This window comes from Microcoleus sp. PH2017_05_CCC_O_A (assembly GCF_020738785.1).
Taxonomy (GTDB): Bacteria; Cyanobacteriota; Cyanobacteriia; order Cyanobacteriales; family Microcoleaceae; genus Microcoleus.
Genome location: NZ_JAEQCB010000038.1, coordinates 13833 through 31103, shown reverse-complemented (window position 1 = coordinate 31103; position 17271 = coordinate 13833). Strand labels below are relative to the sequence as shown.

The 17271-nt window shown below is 45.2% G+C and carries 12 protein-coding genes; 7 read left to right on the top strand and 5 right to left on the bottom strand.

The annotated features are described in order from the left end of the window. Positions 1-312 precede the first annotated feature (312 nt). From JGK20_RS11090 to JGK20_RS11080, 3 genes are all read right to left on the bottom strand, one after another. Positions 313-3450 carry an efflux RND transporter permease subunit gene (locus tag JGK20_RS11090; RefSeq protein ID WP_293230445.1) on the bottom strand — a complete coding sequence of 1046 codons (3138 nt, stop codon included), beginning with the start codon at positions 3448-3450 and terminating at the stop codon, positions 313-315. Between the two features lie 103 nt (positions 3451-3553). Further along, positions 3554-4213 carry a hypothetical protein gene (locus JGK20_RS11085; protein WP_293230442.1) on the bottom strand — a complete coding sequence of 220 codons (660 nt, stop codon included), beginning with the start codon at positions 4211-4213 and terminating at the stop codon, positions 3554-3556. A gap of 1076 nt (positions 4214-5289) precedes the next feature. After that, on the bottom strand, positions 5290-6741 hold the full coding sequence (locus tag JGK20_RS11080; protein ID WP_325315545.1) for a hypothetical protein: 1452 nt from the start codon (positions 6739-6741) through the stop codon (positions 5290-5292). Positions 6742-7355: 614 nt separating this feature from the next. On the opposite strand from JGK20_RS11080, the gene JGK20_RS11075 reads away from it, so the two are divergent. The 3 genes from JGK20_RS11075 (at position 7356) to JGK20_RS11065 (ending at position 9852) form a co-directional block, all read left to right on the top strand. Then, a complete protein-coding gene (locus tag JGK20_RS11075) occupies positions 7356-8855 on the top strand; it encodes a GUN4 domain-containing protein (protein ID WP_363319262.1) in 1500 nt (499 codons plus the stop codon). Positions 8856-8885: 30 nt separating this feature from the next. Further along, the gene (locus JGK20_RS11070; RefSeq protein WP_293184773.1) at positions 8886-9035 is read left to right on the top strand and encodes a hypothetical protein; all 150 of its coding nucleotides are present in this window, start codon (positions 8886-8888) and stop codon (positions 9033-9035) included. A gap of 637 nt (positions 9036-9672) precedes the next feature. After that, positions 9673-9852: a hypothetical protein gene (locus JGK20_RS11065; RefSeq protein ID WP_293148649.1), complete on the top strand. Its 180-nt coding sequence runs from the start codon at positions 9673-9675 to the stop codon at positions 9850-9852. A 395-nt stretch (positions 9853-10247) separates the two neighbouring features. On the opposite strand, the gene JGK20_RS11060 is transcribed toward JGK20_RS11065, so the two are convergent. Next, positions 10248-10775 (bottom strand): P-loop NTPase family protein, encoded by a 528-nt coding sequence (locus JGK20_RS11060; protein WP_293186826.1) that lies wholly within the window; start codon positions 10773-10775, stop codon positions 10248-10250. Between the two features lie 354 nt (positions 10776-11129). Between JGK20_RS11060 and JGK20_RS11055 the strand changes: the two genes are divergently transcribed. Together JGK20_RS11055 and rph are read left to right on the top strand one after the other, a co-directional pair. Continuing rightward, positions 11130-11681, top strand: coding sequence for a nucleoside monophosphate kinase (locus JGK20_RS11055; protein ID WP_293208792.1), 552 nt, complete (start codon positions 11130-11132; stop codon positions 11679-11681). Positions 11682-11993: 312 nt separating this feature from the next. After that, positions 11994-12710, top strand: coding sequence for a ribonuclease PH (gene rph, locus JGK20_RS11050; RefSeq protein ID WP_293208789.1), 717 nt, complete (start codon positions 11994-11996; stop codon positions 12708-12710). A 204-nt stretch (positions 12711-12914) separates the two neighbouring features. Here the strand turns inward: rph and JGK20_RS11045 are convergent, their stop codons facing one another. Then, on the bottom strand, positions 12915-15269 hold the full coding sequence (locus JGK20_RS11045) for a tetratricopeptide repeat protein (RefSeq protein ID WP_293230439.1): 2355 nt from the start codon (positions 15267-15269) through the stop codon (positions 12915-12917). Positions 15270-15717: 448 nt separating this feature from the next. Between JGK20_RS11045 and JGK20_RS11040 the strand changes: the two genes are divergently transcribed. Both JGK20_RS11040 and JGK20_RS11035 read left to right on the top strand, forming a co-directional pair. Next, positions 15718-16542 carry a 2OG-Fe(II) oxygenase gene (locus JGK20_RS11040; protein WP_293230436.1) on the top strand — a complete coding sequence of 275 codons (825 nt, stop codon included), beginning with the start codon at positions 15718-15720 and terminating at the stop codon, positions 16540-16542. Between the two features lie 41 nt (positions 16543-16583). Next, positions 16584-17234, top strand: a complete 651-nt coding sequence (locus tag JGK20_RS11035) for an alanine--tRNA ligase-related protein (protein WP_293230433.1) — start codon at positions 16584-16586, stop codon at positions 17232-17234. Positions 17235-17271 lie beyond the last annotated feature (37 nt).

Genomic DNA, 17271 nt, shown 5'->3' with positions numbered 1-17271 from the left:
CGGCAGGGGTTGTCTCTTTCATGGGTCATTTTTTAACGTTATCTGCTTGCTATGTAAGCATTATAACCTATTTTTATCGTATTTTCTGTTTAAGTCCCGCTAACAAACATATACGAATTCTCGAAATTTATCCAACATTTTGGATCGGAATGTTTTTACCGCAGAGGGCGCAGAGGACACAGAGAGAATAGGGAGATGAATACAGGACGATGCTACCGGATTTGATATCATATTGTTTCCGGTTGCATCGGTATTGTTTAAATAGTTAACTGAGTTAACAGTCAACTGTTAACTGTTAACTGTTAACTGTTATTAGCCTACTTCTTTCGTTGCTGTCTGCTCAATACCATAGTTTCTCAACTCGGTTGTTTCCATCATCCGTTTAGGGATCAGAAACTTGCCAAATCGAGCATACAATGCAGGTAGAACCAGTAGAGTGAGAGCGGTTGAGGTAAAGAGTCCGCCGAGGACGACGATCGCCAATGGTTGCAACAATTCCTTACCGGCACCACCGCTTAAAACCAAGGGAATCATCCCCAATGCCGAGGTGAGTGCTGTCATCAGAATCGCCAGCAACCGTTCCATCGAACCTTCTACAATTACTTCCGAAAGTGGCATTCCTTCGGCAAGTTTGGTGTTGTAGTTGTCTACCAGCAGCAATCCATTGCGCGTCGCCACACCAAACAAGGTCACAAAGCCGACCATTGAAGGAACAGAGAGAACGCCACCCGTTAGCAGCACTGAGATGACACCGCCAACCAGTGCCAATGGTAAATTGACCATCACCATCAGCATCGCCGGAACGGATTTTACCGTGAAGTACATCAATACTGCGATCGCCACCACCGCTAATATTCCGAAAATTAGGAAGTTTTGAGCAGCCCGTTGTTCCGACTCATACTGTCCGCCGTACTGAATATAGTAGCCTTGGGGCAGTTGCACCGATTGCTTAACTTTGGCGCGAATATCATCAACAACCGAACCAACATCGCGTCCCTGTACGTTAGCTGACACCACAATTAAACGCGAGACATTTTCCCGGTTAATCGTGTTCGGCCCCTTGCCAAAATCAACCTTTGCCACTTCCGAAAGCGGGATGATTTGACCAGTTGGAGTATTAACTTGCAGGTTGCGAATCGTGTTGAGATTGCGACGGGCAGATTCGTTGACCCAAACCAGCACATCGACCAACTGTTGACCATCGGGCACTTGACCAACCACTCGACCATTCAGGGCTGTTTCGGTGAAATCTGACAATTGGGCGATCGTCAATCCGTAGCGGGCGGCTGCATCTCGGTTAAATTGAATTTGTACTTGACGGATCGGAATTTGGGGTTCAAGCTGAAGGTCTACTAATCCCTTCACGTCTTTCATTGTCGTTTCGATTTGTTCTCCAATGCGGCGGAGTTCTTGTAAGTCGTTGCCAAATACTTTAATCGCGATCGCACTTCTCACACCCGACAACACTTCATCCATCCGGTGACTGATAAATCCACCGACATTGCCAGCAACTCCCGGAAACTGACCCAATACTTCGCGCAAGGCTTGAATCGCCGCAGGACGGTTTTTCATCGCCTCTTCACTTAGTTCCACGTCCAAGTGTGCCAAGTTCACCGATGCTGCATCCGGATCGCCCGGAGCACGGCCCGATCGCAGTTGTACTGATTCAAACCGGGGGTCATCCTTCAGCGCAGTTTGAATCGCTAACCCGACGCGATTGGTTGCTTCCAGTGAGGAACCGGGATAAAGGGCGATCGCATTCATCAGCGATCGTTCCTGGAACGTTGGCAGAAAATCTCGTCCTAATGTCGGCACAATCAGCATCGACGCTACCATTGATGCTGTAGCTAATCCCAAAATTAAGGTAGAGCGACGCATCGCCCACTTTAGCAACGGATGGTAAACTCGTTTGGAAAACAGTGCTAGGAATGGTTCTGTCGTCTTCATCCGTTTGTGGGGCAGCAAAATGGCACACAGTGCGGGCGAAACAATCAGCGATTCCAGGCTGGAGATGACTACCACCACCAAGTAGGCAATGCCCATTGGGGTGAAAATGCGCCCTTCCACGCCAGAAAGTGTGAAAATCGGTGAAAAGACAATAATCCCAATTAACGTGGCTCCAATCAGCGACTCGCGCACTTCCTGAGAACCCTCAAAAATCACATCCATTGGTGGCTTGGGATTTGGCGAGAGGCGATTTTCCCGCAAGCGGCGGTAGGTGTTTTCGCAGTAGACGATCGCATCATCCACTGCTGTCCCGATCGCCACTACCAATCCGCCAAGGGTCATAGTGTTGAGTTCCAGCCCGATCCAGGAACACACCAAAAGTGACAACAGCAGCGAGAGAAAGAAATCCAGCAAACAGACGGAGAGAGTCCGCCAGTTCATCAGAAACGGAATCAGGATGGCTGCGACAATCAAACTGCCTTCGATCAAAGCCGATCGCACATTACCAACCGATGCGTCAATGTAGGCATCTTGCCGGAAAGTGACGTTTGCCTTCACATCCTTGGGTAAACCCGGTTTAATTTCCTCCATCGCCTCGATGATGGCTTTGGTGACGGTGGGACTATCTACCAACGGTTGCTTGTTCACCATCACCACCACAGCGCGTTGACGATTCCAACTGGCATCGCCTCGCGCTAGTGCAGCTCCAATCTTCACCTCTGCCACATCCCGCAGTAGAATGGTTTTCCCTTCCTGCACCTTGACGACTGCTTTTTGCAAATCTGCGATCGTCTGGATTTGTCCCTCGCCTCGAATCACCAATTCGCGATCGGGGTCAATCAACAATCCACCGGCGGTTTTAGCATTTGCTTCGTTTGCCGCCTTGACGACTTCCTGAAGAGAAACCTTCAACGCCTTAAGTTTTTCTGGATTAGCAATGACTTGAAACTGCTGCACGTCTCCGCCGTAGACTAGCACTTGCGATACGCCCGGAACTGCTAGCAAGCGATTGTTGATTTTGCCATCCACCAAACGTCGCACTTCCATGATTGATGTAGTGTCAGACGTGAACGCATACTGAATCACCGTCCCGATGGGGGGAGCTAAGGGCGATATCTGCGGTGTACCGATCCCTTCGGGTAATCGGTCTTGCGCGTCCTGCAATCGCTCTGCCACGAGTTGACGAGCTTGATAGGGGTCGGTGCCCCATTTAAACACCACCCGCAATACAGAAATTCCTACGGCTGACGATGTACGGACGACTTCAACTCCTGGCGTGCCGTTGACTGCACTTTCTAGTGGTAACGTCACCAAGGATTCTACTGCTTCCGGTGCAAGACCGGGGGCTTCGGTTTGTACTTCTACTTGAGGTGGCGCAAAGTTGGGCAATACGTCGAGGGGCATTCGACTTACTGTATACAGGCTCCAGATGGTCAGGGCGATCGCCCCGAACACCACTAACCATCGTTGAGCAATAGACCATTTGGGGATGACGTTTAACATAAAAATGAAATTTGGATAGCATTAGGCAAGCTTTTAGGAGACGGAGTAGAGAGGTTTACTCAGTCGCGATCGACAACAACCAAAAATCTTGGTTTTTGAATCTCTACTTGCCCTGACCTTTTAAGGCAAAAACGGCGAATCCACCCACCAGTAAAACTCCTGCGCCTCCCACCCACATCAAAGGTGACGATCCTTGAGCAGGCTGCGCTTCTACTTGCGATGTAGCGGGTGATGCTTGCGATGTAGCGGGTGATGCTTGCGATATAGCGGGTGATGCCTGCGATGTAGCGGGTGATGCCTGCGCTTCTGCTTGCGGTTTACCTCGCAATGCCTCGGAGTACAAGAGTGTTGCCCCCTGCGTTACAATCTGATTTCCCGAAGCTAGATTGCCTTCTTTAATTTCCACCACATCTCCAGAGTCGCTACCAATCTGAACTGAGATCGGTTTGTAGGTTGTTCCTTCCTGGATGTAGACGAGCTTTTGCCCGTTGGCATCAATCAAACTGGTGCTGGGAACTTTGAGAATACCTCCATCGGTTGTAGGGGGGATTGCCTCTGTCTTAATTCCCAATGCTGTTGCTTTACTGGCATCAACTTCGATCGGCTGCATAATCTTAGCCGCATCGCCACCTGCAAACTCGCTGTTATGCCCAACGTGGGCTAGCACCGGAGCCGAAGCCGTACACAACATTAATCCCAAAACAAAACTAGACCCGTAGCGGGCGATCGATAACGAACTTGAATTTAAAGATTTCGATAGCATGGAAATTTCCTCCTTATATTTAGCAAACTGATGTGATGAAAATAGCCACTCCTCTGAATGGTCATCTATTCCTTACTTCAGAGTTGTGAACCTTCTCCAGGTAGAATGTCAGGCCCAAATAAAAATTTGATGAAAATTTGAGGCGAAGTCTCAGAATTTACGGTTCGCTTCTGAAGTTATGGAGAAACCTAATGAAAATTTTCAAGTCCGGGAACTGGAAACGCATAGCCTTATGGATTCTGGCAGCCACCACTCTAATTCTTCTGGGAGATGATCCTTGGGAAGTCTTCCCTTTTGTTCAACACAGACGGATGTACTGTTCCCATGATGCAGTCAAGTCTCCCTATTGCAATTTTTCACTCCTTCGCACCCATTTTGATGACATTAGTCCAGATGGGCAGACCCTAGTTAGGGCTTGCTGAAAAAGTGTACGTAGTGGAAAAACGAGGCTACACAGCTTAAAAAATAGTAGGTTTATTGCTTGCATTCCCAAATTGAGCCAGAAACTAACAACTTTCATTGCAAGGGTTTTGAGCCTCTATAATCCTATAACTTGCACTTTTTCAAGCAAAAAAAGCTTAAACCCCTTATCTGGCAAACTTTCTACTTTTATTCAGCAAGCCCTAGTTAGTATCAAAAAAACAGGAAAAAGATCTTTCGATCTGCAAATAAGCTGTTACGCATTTAAAATGGTATTGTAGGGTGCGTCAGTTTTCAGGCGTTTCCCATGTATAGTCAGTGTTCACGAGTGACGCACCCGGATCGGGATAGTTAGTGGTTTAAATGCGTAACAGCTTATCGGATTTAAAAACAGGAAAAATCAAGGCAAAAAAAGCTTTTCTCGTGAGATATTTAGACCATTTAGTATAACCCTCAGTCGTGATTTTATAATTGGTAGTACGCCGAAGGGACTGACAGTATGGAATCTACAAACAGCCGAGCTAGAAGCAGTTTTGGATCCAGAGCCAGAGCAAATGAGTCGTTTAGTCGTCAGTCCTGATGGCAAACTATTAGCCGAAATTACAAACGATTCGATAATTAAAGTGTTGCAGCGTTTGTAAAATTGAAATTTCAACCTAACGCGGAGCTATCTGTTGCAGTTGTTTGGCTTGTTCGAGGATTTTCTCGAAGTCTTCTTCGCTCAACCGCTGAATGTAGTTGATTTTAAACTCTTCTAAGAAGTCGCACAGCAATAGTTGTATTTCTTGCCAAGTTTGCTGCTGTTGGAGTTCGCTTCCTAAAGCTTGTGCGAAATGTTGGACGAGCTGGTTTGAGAGTTGGATGCCTTGAGGATCTTCGCTAGCGATTTTGAAGGCTTCGTAGGCATTTTGCGGGCCGAGGGTGGCTAATTTTGACAGTTCTGCAACTAATTGTGAAGCTAGCTGTGCGGGAAGGTTTCCGAGTCCGGGTACTTGCTGGAAGCCTTGATAAATTGGGGATTGTTTGAGAAATATTTCTATATTGTACCGGAGTAGATCTTCTAAATCTGGCTGGAGTTGAGGCAGGACTTTGTAAACGGTTACTTGGACTAAACGGCTGGCGATTGCTTCTATTTCGTTGATATTATTAATGTCTAAATATCGCTGTTTTTGAGTTTGGAAAAGTTGTTTTGCTAGTTCGCCACTGGTAATTGATTGTTGCATCTGATTGATGAGCTGAATTACTACTACTTCTGTCAATTCTTGCGCGAAGTTGGCGACAAAACCTCGGCTGATTTGGGCGCGTATGGGTTGGAGATCGGGCATTTTGGCTTGGTGGATGCGAATGGTGACGGGTAATACTCGCAACAGGCGCCAGAAGGGGAGGAACAAAAAGATGTCGTACCACCGCCAGAGCATGGCTTGCCGCCAACTGACACTGCGGTGGCGGCGGCTGATGAAGTAGGTGCGGGCTAGAAATTCGATCGCAAATATGGCAATAAATGGCAGGTCGATTTGCCAGAAGTTGTCTGTAAATTCCCCATTTTCTCCGATCGTGCGGTAATAGTTGGTGGCGATTAACGGCTTGATTTTGGCGTCAAACCAAGTGATTTCTTGTTGCCAGCCTTGTTTGTTTAAATACTCTTGGCTCCAGAATGTTTTGAATGATTGTTTTGCTGATTGCTGCGGATTCGGCGTGCGATCGCGCATCCGGTCTTTAATTTTTTCTAAGGACCCACTTTTTGATGCTACTCGAAACGGATCTTCGTCGATCATGTTCGCGCTCAGAGTGTTTATTTCCTGCAATTTGGCTGCTACTTGAGGAGATGGCAAGCCTGTTTGCACTACTTGTTTTTTTAATTCTTCTAAGGTTTCTAGATATTTCTGGGTGTCTCGGTGGGGTTGAATTCCTTTGAATGGGTCGTATATTTGGGTGAGAACCGGTAGTTGCCGGAAGTAGAAATTTCGGGCGGGAACATAAGTTATATCAAATAATACTAGGCTTAAATTTCCTAGTGCGACCAGTGCAATGAACCGCTCGAACCAGGGTACTTTGGGTGATTCTTTACGGGAGTTTTCAGTTAGAGATGGCTGTAGTTTTGGTGTCACTGGCATTTCCTAAATAAGTAGACGGAGCGAAATAACTGTAACTGGTAATAGCTGGAAAAAAGGAAACAGCTTAAACTGGCTAACTGTCGGGTTGCGATCGGATTGCGATCGAGTAAGCTAGTATTTATTTGAACCAGGGGAAATTTAGGTAGTTTGGGATTGTTGATTTTGCCGGGTTGAGTAAAATTTTATACTTGTAAAATATTAAGGTCGATCGAACTTGACGGTAGCAGCAGCTCCCGTTAGTCTGCTTCTCTCTGGCAATAAAATTATATCTCAGGCAGAATCCTAAGTTTTTTTTCGGCGTTGCAGAGCTAACTGGTCTGGTAATAAATTACTATTTTTGTTTAATCTGCTGGCTGTTTGACCGCGAAATCAAATCTCTTGCACCGATCGCAGTTTAAGGTTAGATTTGGACTTCGAGTTTGAGGTCAAACCCTCAAGAGAGGTATACTTGCTCAGGGGCAGTCTGGCGAGAGCGCTTCCGAGCAAGTGCGAGGGTGGCTGCAACCTCCGTAAGGTTCGGGTTCTCGCCTCCACAAAAACCAGCTAGCGATCGGACTCTTGAATAAAATGACACCCTGAGTATAATTTTGTTCGCATTTTTTTAATATATGACATACTGCCTTAATCTCGATTGCCCAAAAGACAAGCGTCAGAACCCACCAGGCACAAAGTATTGTCTTAATTGTGGTTCCAAGCTGTTGCTAAAAGACCTTTATGCAGCAACCGAACCGCTGCGCGATGGAGGATTTGGCAGGACTTTTCGAGCTGTCAATCATGGAAAATTTGAGGAACTTTGCGTTATCAAACAGTTGTCGCCGCCGCAGGAATTTCAGCGGAAGCCGGCTCATTTTAAAAAGTATGTCCGACTGTTTGAACAAGAGGCAAGGCGGCTTTACGAACTGAAGCACCCACAAATTCCTCAGCTAATTTCTTATTTTGAGGAAGATGGGCGTTTGTATTTGGTGCAGGAGTTTATTGATGGGAATAATTTAAAGGATGAGTTAGAAAAGTACGGTGCTTATAGCGAACTTAAAACTAGGGAACTGCTATTAGATTTGTTGCCTTTGCTGAATTTTGTTCACGAGCGCAATGTGATTCACCGAGATATTAAGCCTGAGAATGTGATCCGCCGCAATCGCGATCGCAAGTTGGTGCTGATAGATTTTGGGGTTTCCAAACAGGTAGTAACTGATGCTCCAACCAAAACGGGCACTAAGTTGGGAACTCCGGGTTATGCGGCGCTAGAACAGCGGCACGGTAGGGCTGTTCCTGCTAGTGACCTTTATAGTTTGGGGGTGACTTGCATTCGCTTGCTGACTTCTGTGATGCCTTATTTGGATATCTACGGGGACATTCACGATGACCTTTACGACCCGCTCGAAGGTCGCTGGCTTTGGAGGGAGGCTTTGCCGAAAGGAACAAAAATTAGCCAGGATCTAGGTCAGATTTTGGATAAGTTGATTCAGGAATATGTCAAAGACCGCTACAAGTCTTCTCTGGAAGTTTTTGAGATTTTAAAACCTGCTGCTGTTGTTGTTCCACCAGATTCTAAGTTGCAGCAGGCAACTGTTCTTAGTCCTTCTTTGCCGACTCAACCTGTAACTAAAAATCCGATTGTTTCTGTGAATTTAGAGTCGGAAAAAGGGATTGATTATTCTCAGTTGGAAAGGCTGCTGGCTGCTAAAAATTGGCGTGGTGCTGATGAGGAAACTTCTGTGAAAATGCTGGAAGTGATGCAGCAAGTTTCGAGGGGTTATTTGAGTGAGGAAGATATTAGGAAGTTTCCCGCTAAGGATTTGCAGACGATTGACCAACTTTGGGTGCGACACAGCCACCGGAGGTTCGGTTTTTCTGTACAAAAGGGTTTTTGGGTCAAGTCGGGGGGAAAGGCTGGTGTTTATGATGCTGATGTTTGGGAGAAGTTTGGCGATCGAGTGGGCTGGCGAGTTAACGGTCAGTGGGTATACTATTCTGAACTGAATTTTACTTCTAAGGCAATGCCGGGACATTTGCCGGGAGGGACTGTTTTTGGGTGGGAAGGTGGGGTTTTGTGTGGTGTTTTGGGCTTGGGTGGGATCTGGTTTCTGCTGTCGCGGCGAGATTTGTAGGAAGAGGGAAGTTCGGCAACGGATGCTGTAATGGATGTAACGGATGGAAGTCGGAAGAGGGAAGTTCGGCAACGGATTCGCTCGACGGATGTAACGGATGTAACGGATGTAAAGGATTTAGTCGGATGGAAGTCGGAAGAAGGAAGAACGGTCAACAGGGAAAAAAGAGGCGAATCATGACAAAGGTGTTCATTCAGTTGACAGTTGACCTGGGACAGTTGACCTGGGACAGTTGACCTGGGACAGTTGACCTGGGACAGTTGAGGGCAGCCTCTACCTGGAAGGAAGAGGATTGGAGTAATGAATAGTCTGATCTTAATTTATCGCTAAAACGGAGAGGCTTTTAACCAATTATTTCTGGTAATTATTTAAAGAGTTAACAAATTTTTATTTCATTTTTTAAGAATCTGTGCCGAATGGGAATTGTATATTTCAATCAATGGCGCAAAAATATCAAATTCTTTCGCGTTCTTGGTTTCTTCCCTGGACTTACCTACAGGCGATCGATCTAGGTAGCTGCTGAGTATAGCTTGGCGATATGTTGTGTAGAAATTAGGTATAGCCTTTCTCAAAAAGATGAGGTATGACTGACAGCTTATATGACCACTAAATCAAGAGGGCCCAAGCCCAACAACGTACCTCACTTTTTTGGGAAAGGCTATAAAAAAAAACCGAAAATCAGATATAGTGCGAAACCATTTTTCTTGTGATATGTTTTGAGAGAAGGGCAAGTTTACGAACCAACAGATCAGTCCTTACCCGTAGAAAAGTATTAGGGCGGGCTTTGGCTCTAATTTATGCAGGAGATTTCTCTATTATGTTGCAAGAAAAACGTCTCAAGCCGTGGACTGTAGTTCGATCGCTTCCGAATGTGGAAAAGGTGGTTGTGGGTCAGTTTCGTAGTTGGTCTGATGCAGACGGTCACTTGCAAATTCTGAAGCGGATGGTTCCGGCCGACCGGTTAACTGTTGTGTTCGATCCGGTAGTTCCAGCGTAATATTGCTGCTTAGGAATGAAAATTAAATAACTTACATTTTTGATTGTTCTTGTGGGATGGGCGTCCCGCCCGTCCCGGAAAGACGGGCGGGACGCCCATCCCACAAATATGTGTAAATTATTTAATTTCTATTCCTTAGTTTAGTAGCGTGCGATCGCTCGCGCGAACTCAGCGGTCGCCTCTTTTTTTGAGCTAATAAAAATTTACATAAAAAAATACATAAAAATTGCGATCGCACGCGCGGGCGATCGCAACTAAAATCATTAGATATATTGCAAAAATACCTAAGACGGGCGAGACGCCCATCCCACACACAATTTTTTTGCTTGTGGAATGGGCGTCCCGCCCGTCCGAAATTTTGATTAAAAAGACTCAGGCAATCTTGTTTATTGTCGTTAACTGCGACGAATTTCAGTAACTTGGTCGGCAACATCCAAAATTGCTGGCGGCATCGAGGGCCCAGTCAAAATAATATCCAAATCGTGCGGCTTGTTGTCAATCAATGCGAGCACTTCTGTCTCCCGAATCAAACCTAAATTGACCGCCAAACTCAACTCGTCGAGAATAACTAAGGCGTAACTGCCGGAGAGCACCGCATTTTGAACGTACTCCCACAATTGTGCGATCGATCGCGTTTCGATCTCATCTAAATCCGCATTCTCAATGCAGCGGGGCAAATCGCACCGCACCCAATCTAAATTTTGCCCGAGTCGCACGGGATGTTGATGCCCTTGATTGATTCCCCCTTTGAGGAACTGCACTGCCAACACCGGAGATCCCTGTCCTGCAATTCTCAGGGCTTGAGCCATAACATTTGTAAAAAAGCAGCGGTGCGGGCCTGTAAAAACTTGCACCAGCCCTTTAACTGTGTAGGGCAAGCTGTGGGTCAAATTGAGTTTAGGGGTTTGTAACTGAGCAACCATAGGGCAATATTTAATTAGTAACTAAGTCTTGACTGCTGCTCCGAGCTGCACGTGGCTGGAGCCTGCTTAACAATATATAGTGTACTTGGCCGATCGCAGATCCGATCGAACGCTAGATATACAAATTGTCAAAAGCTAGCGGCAGTAGCATTCGGAGCCGTCAATTAGATTTTGAACTCAAGCAAGCACTTGTGCAGAAGCCTGCTTTTTTAGCGAAATATAGCAGGGAAGCCGACAGTTATGAAGTTATAGATCCAAAAACCCGGGCGATGAGAGTCTTGGTGGCTCCAGGATTGTCAATAAAAGGTACAGATCGCATAGAATTTGAATGTCGTGGCACTAGGAGCAGGCACTGTGAGATTGGTGATTCTGGGAGGGCCAGGAGCGGGAAAGGGAACTCAAGCACAACTATTGTGCGACAATTTGAGCATTCCTTTGCTGGCAGTAGGGGACATTCTGCGTGCGGAAATCGCAGGTGAGACAGACTTGGGCAAGTTGGCCGTGTCTTATGTGGAAAAAGGCGAGTTAGTTCCCGATGAAATTTTGATTCGATTTATCGGCCGCCGGCTGCTGCTGTGGGATGTTTTTAATGGCTGGGTGTTGGAGGGATATCCGCGAACGGCTTTTCAAGCTGAGGAATTGGATTTTTTGTTAGACGATTTGGCGCAGGAGCTAGATTGGGCGGTTTGGTTGAAGGTTCCGACTGAGGTGTTGCTGAGTCGATCGATCGAACGCGATCGATCGGACGATGAGCCAGAAATTTTGCAGCGCCGGCTCGATTTGTACGAGGAATGCACTATTCCGATTTTAGAGTATTACGAACATCGGAACAAGCTGTTAACTATCAATGGCGATCGATCTCCCGAAGAAGTGCAGCAGGATATTCTTAAAATGGTTAATAGTTAGTTGTTAGCTGTTATTTGTTATTTGTTGGCAAAAAACCAATGCCCGATGCCCAAGGAGTGTCAAGTTAAGACTGAAAGCCTTGAGAAATCTAGTTGTTACCTCAGTCTAGATCCCCCTAAATCCCCCTTAAGAAGGGGGACTTTGAGAAGGTTCCTGTCCCCCCCTTCTTAAGGGGGGCTAGGGGGGATCTAGGTTTAATAGTTAAACCGCAGTCTGTAACTGGCTTAGAAGTTAAATTGACACCAATTCCCAATTCCCAATTCCCAATTCCCCATTCCCAATTCCCCATTCCCAATTCCCCATTCCCATTTTATGTCCATAAAACGTGCCGACGGTAGACAACCAAATCAACTTCGTCCGATTAGTTTCGATCGCGAATTCAACAAATTTGCTAGCGGTTCGGTGCTAGCAAAAAGTGGCGATACTCAGGTACTGTGCAGCGTTACAATCAAGCCTGGAGTGCCTAAGTTTCTGGAGAATACTGGCAAAGGTTGGCTGACGGCGGAGTACCGGATGTTACCAGGCTCTACGCCGCAGCGACAAGAGCGGGAGTTTATGAAGTTATCGGGGCGCACTCAAGAGATTCAGCGGTTGATTGGCCGGAGTTTGCGATCGTGCTTGGATATGCAACTGTTGGGGGAACGAACGATTCTTGTAGATGCTGATGTGTTGCAAGCGGATGCTGGGACTCGCACGACTTCTATCAATGGCGCGTTTGTGGCTGTGGCTGATGCTTTGAATAAGTTGGTGCAAAAAGGTGATTTAGTGCGATCGCCTTTGATTCGCCAAGTGGCGGCCGTGTCTGTGGGACTTTTGGAAGGCGAGCCGTTTTTAGACTTGAATTATCTGGAAGATGTGGCGGCGGAAATTGATTGTAATGTGGTAATGAATGGAGATTTGGACATTATTGAAATTCAGGGAACTGCGGAGGAGGGAAGTTTTAGTCGGAGTCAGTTAAATCAAATTTTGGATTTGGCAGAAACTGGGATTCAGGAATTGTTGGAGGCTCAGCGACAGGCTTTGGTTTAGTAGGAATTACGCATGGGAGTCCAGAAACCGGGTTTTTTTGAGAATACTTCGTCGCAGTCGAAAGATTTGGTAAAAACCCGGTTTCTTTGGTCGGAGTGCGCGATACTAAATCTGGGCAAATTTATCTTCTTTATGACTCGGCGGTTGAAACCGCGTCTACACAAACGAAGTCCGCCTCCGCGGACTAAGAGGGTATTTGTATATCTAAAACTCAACTTCATCGCTCTTACCTCTGGCTTTTCGCACTTTCTCAACTTGGTTCGGTGCTTCCATTGCATTGAAGAGTCGAATCGCCTCTTGAAACGGAGTCTGACTCTTTTCGGCATCACCCATCTTTTGGTAAGTTAAGGCACGCTGATAATGAGCCTCAGCTAGATCGCATTTTGCGCCGATTTTCTCTAGAAGTGCGATCGATTCTGAATGATGGGAAAGCGCTGTTGTAAAATCGGATTGTTCTCGATAAAGCTCTGCTAAACCACTTAAAGCTTTAGCCTTAACCTGAGTGTAGTGAGTTTTTTCGGCAAATGCGATCGCTTGGCGGAACATTTCAAAAGATTTTGCAGGTTCTCCTAAATTTTTATAGGTTAAACCCATAAACAATAAACTGTAACCCGTAGCCCAAGAATTTAAAAGCTTTATTTTAAATTCTTCACTCTCTTTAACTTTTTCAGTAAATTCAAGTGCTTTACTTGGAACTCCTAAACATGAATAACAAAACGCCAAACAAAACCACGATCCTACTGTATGTCGATGATATGAATTGTTTTCAGCAAGTAAATTTGCACTTTCAAAATAGCTAATTGCATCTTCTATTTCTCCGAGTTCTAGTTTACAAAGTCCTATATTAAAATAACTAACTATATTTAAACCTATAATATTAAAATCAATGGCGATATTTTTTGATATTTTGTGGGATTGAATGGCTCGATCGATAGAGCCTGTTAGCCAGTATAGATCGCCTAAGATATTATAAATACGGCTCAATGAATAGCTGGGTTGAATATAGTTTATTATTTTGCCAATCGCAGAAATCATTTGTTTTAACAATCCCAAACGATAAAAAGAAATACCTAATAGTTCACCTTCTCGCAATTTATTATCCCTTGGTTTCAGCAGAATCTCAGCAGCTAATTCAAAATTCTCAATTTCTATATAGTGATAATAAGCTTCAACAGCTATTAATGCTTGTTGTACAGTCTCTACTATTTCAACGCTTTCAGTCCAAAACTCTGCTGCTTTGCGATTTGCCTCTTCCCAATCTTCACTTGCTCTCAGCCGCGCGATCGCCTCTTCCCGAATCATCGGATGCAACCAATATTCTCCCTTATTAAACTCTACCAAAGAGCGATTTCGCAAAGATTCAATCACCCGTCTGCGCTGTCCTTCAGGCACATCCCACAACAAACAAAATAATCCCTCAGTCGGGACAGTCGGCACATCCTGATAGCGATAGCATCCCAAACGGTAGAGGAGTCGATAGGCTTCTGAGTTAAGTTCTTGCAGGCGATCAAACTGACTGGTTACTAAGTTTTCTAAATCAGCCTTAACCAACAGATCGCCACTATTATTCCGCCAATAAGCTACGATATCTCCATCAAAATCTTCTAGAATTGCACCGCAGAGGATACCCATTGCTTTCGCATTTCCTGCATAAGCTTTGTGCATCGCGTTCAGTGTGGAAATATCTATATTAATATGGCGATTCATAAAAAATTGCTGCCACGCTTGCTCATTCAATCCCGGCAATAAATAGCGATCGACATTTACATCAGGTTCGCACATACGAACGCGGCTGGTTATCAGCGTCACAGACAGCACTGTTGGATCAGCCAAAACTCGCAATAATTCAACATAGCGGCGATGGGGTTCAATAAATCTGCCTTGTCCATCTAGTGCGGGTTCTAAGTTATCAATTAAGACACCTATTTTGCGAGTTTGAAGTTGCCGCTTTAGCCGCCGCAATATCTCCCAAAACTCTCGCCCTGGTTCTTCATCAAAGTCTTGTTTCAGCCATCCTTCAATTACACTATCTACAAGTTGAATATTATCTTTTTCCTTGGCCATTGGGAGGTCTAGCACTAAGTCAAAACCCTGAGAGTTGAGATATTCGTGGGCCAATGTGGTTTTGCCGACACCGCCGGTAGCTTGGATGACGATGATTTTTGCGCCTTGGTTGATATGGGTGTTGAGGGAGGCGATCGCCCCTTCGCGTCCCACAAAATTCTGGTTTGGTACTGAGGGATGTGCGATCGGCCCTTCACCTGCTGCAAAATCGGGCTCTGGCTGCTGTCGCAAATAGTCCCGGATCTTCGGCAGCCAGGAGGATTTATTGATCGGTTTCAATTCTCCCATTGCCAGGGCGATCGCCTCACCGATGTCCGCGCTGACTCGTTTGGCATGGATGACACTGTAACCGCTATCCTTTGCAGCATTCTCGATCGTCTTGCCCTGCAAAAACTGATCGATCAGACTGCGCTGGGCCTCAGTTAAAGAACTATTTTGAAAAGCTAACAAAGCTTTTTTGACCCAGTTGACCATTGCTGTGTGCTCGTCGCCCATATACCCAAAGATACTTTTTAACGTTGGTTTAGTGTAGCGTCAAAACCTTTGCCATTACAATGTTTTTGGTAAAACAAGTTTGGCGTTTCTGCGATAGCTTCCTGGCAAAGAAACACCAAATGATACTTTTTAGTTCAAAAAAGACTCATGCGCTTTCTAGCTAGTCACCCGATACCAAGAGCCAAAACCCTTATCAATCGCGGATATTAGGTATCCGAACATATTTCATTCTGTCTTCAAAGTCTTAATATGGCGATCTAAAAGTATGAATATTTTCCTTGAAAGTTGATACAAAAAAGACTAGCTAATTAAAAAATAAGTCTATATCGTAGAACTTAATTGAGCAAGAATTCTTGTGAAGAGCAATATTCTTACTTGCCGCAATCCTTGTATCCAAAACTTCGGCTCAAACCAATCCAAACTATACACTTCTTAAAGGAATCTGGTCATGCTGGCACAAACTACAGAAACAAAGACAGGTGAAGATAGTTTTTTGATTTTAGAAAGAGTGCTTCACTCTGAAGCAATTATAGCTCTCATAAAAGGTCAATTGCTCGCCATTCGAGTTCGTCATTACTATCCTGAAAATTTCTGTCAACGAGTTCAAGAACGGTTATCTAGCGAAGAACGAATGGGAGTCTATTCAACTATTGGTGCGGAAGAGATTGGTCGCGACCGTCTTTCCTATTACGAAACACACAACGACCCACTACATTGGCAGCAATACTACGCCCAAGCTGGATACAACATTCGAGAAATTCGAGAAATTTTCGATCCATACTATTCACCAATAGATCGACTGCGACTCAACTTAGACGAAGTGTGGCCAGCAGGAGCACATCTTGAAAATATTGATGGTCTACCTATGTTTGTCGGCTTGACTCGTCTTCTTAAAGAAGGGTCTTACATTTTCCCTCACAATGACAATATTCAAGAGGATTCTAATTTCAATCCACGCGCGAGAGAAATTCGGATTCAGCTTGCGGCAAACGTTTACCTCAATATGCCAGAGTCAGGAGGCAGCTTGTCATTATGGGATGCTTCTATTCTTCCAGAAAAATCATCACATTTTCGTCGTCAAGACGGCTACGGATTTGATCCTGAAAAAATTGGCCCACCTAAGCTTGAAATTAAACCAGAGACTGGCGATCTAATACTGTTTAACTCCCGGTATCTTCATTCTGTATCGCGTGTTGGTGTTGGCGGACGCTTGAGTAGTTCTTGCTTTATTGGTTTTCGTTCTTTCAATCATCCGCTCTCTTACTGGAGCTAGTTGACTACTGTTTCTGACACTTTTATTTGGAGGTTTTGATTGTGACCACTATTAAGCTTTACCTACAAGACTCAGACCTTTCGGAAGAAACTGCAAAGATCGTTGAATTGATTAATGGCGAGCAACCGATTATTCGCCTCGATCGAACTATTTTTCATGCTCAAGGGGGCGGACAAAAATCTGACATTGGGTTGATTGACAATATTCTTGTCACTCATGCCTCTCATTCTGGTAACTATGTCGATCATTACGTTTCAGATTTCCGAAATCTCGAAGTTGGGCAGGAGGTAAATATTTCAATCGATATCAACAATCGTTTGATTCATTCCAATCACCATGTTGCAGGTCATTTGATTGCAGCATTAATTGAGAAAAGTTTCCCCGATTTGCAAGCAACTGGAGGGCATCATTGGCCAGGACAAGCACGAGTTGAATTTTCAGGGACTCTACCACCCATTGAAAAGGTTCAGGAAAGCTTAAAATCCGATTTGGCAGAGGCAATCTTTGAAGATATACCTGTACAAGTTAAGGGCGATCCTTACGGCAGTCGCAAGATTGCCATCGGAGATTTTCCTGCTGTCTCATGTGGCGGGACACATCCTAAGTCTCTTGGCACGTTGAGAGAAGTAGAAGTGACTAAAATTAAATCCCAGAAAGGAGTCCTCAGAGTTAGCTACTCTGTAGCAAATTAGAGACAATGTAGGGTTTGCATTGCCAGCCCTGCCAAAT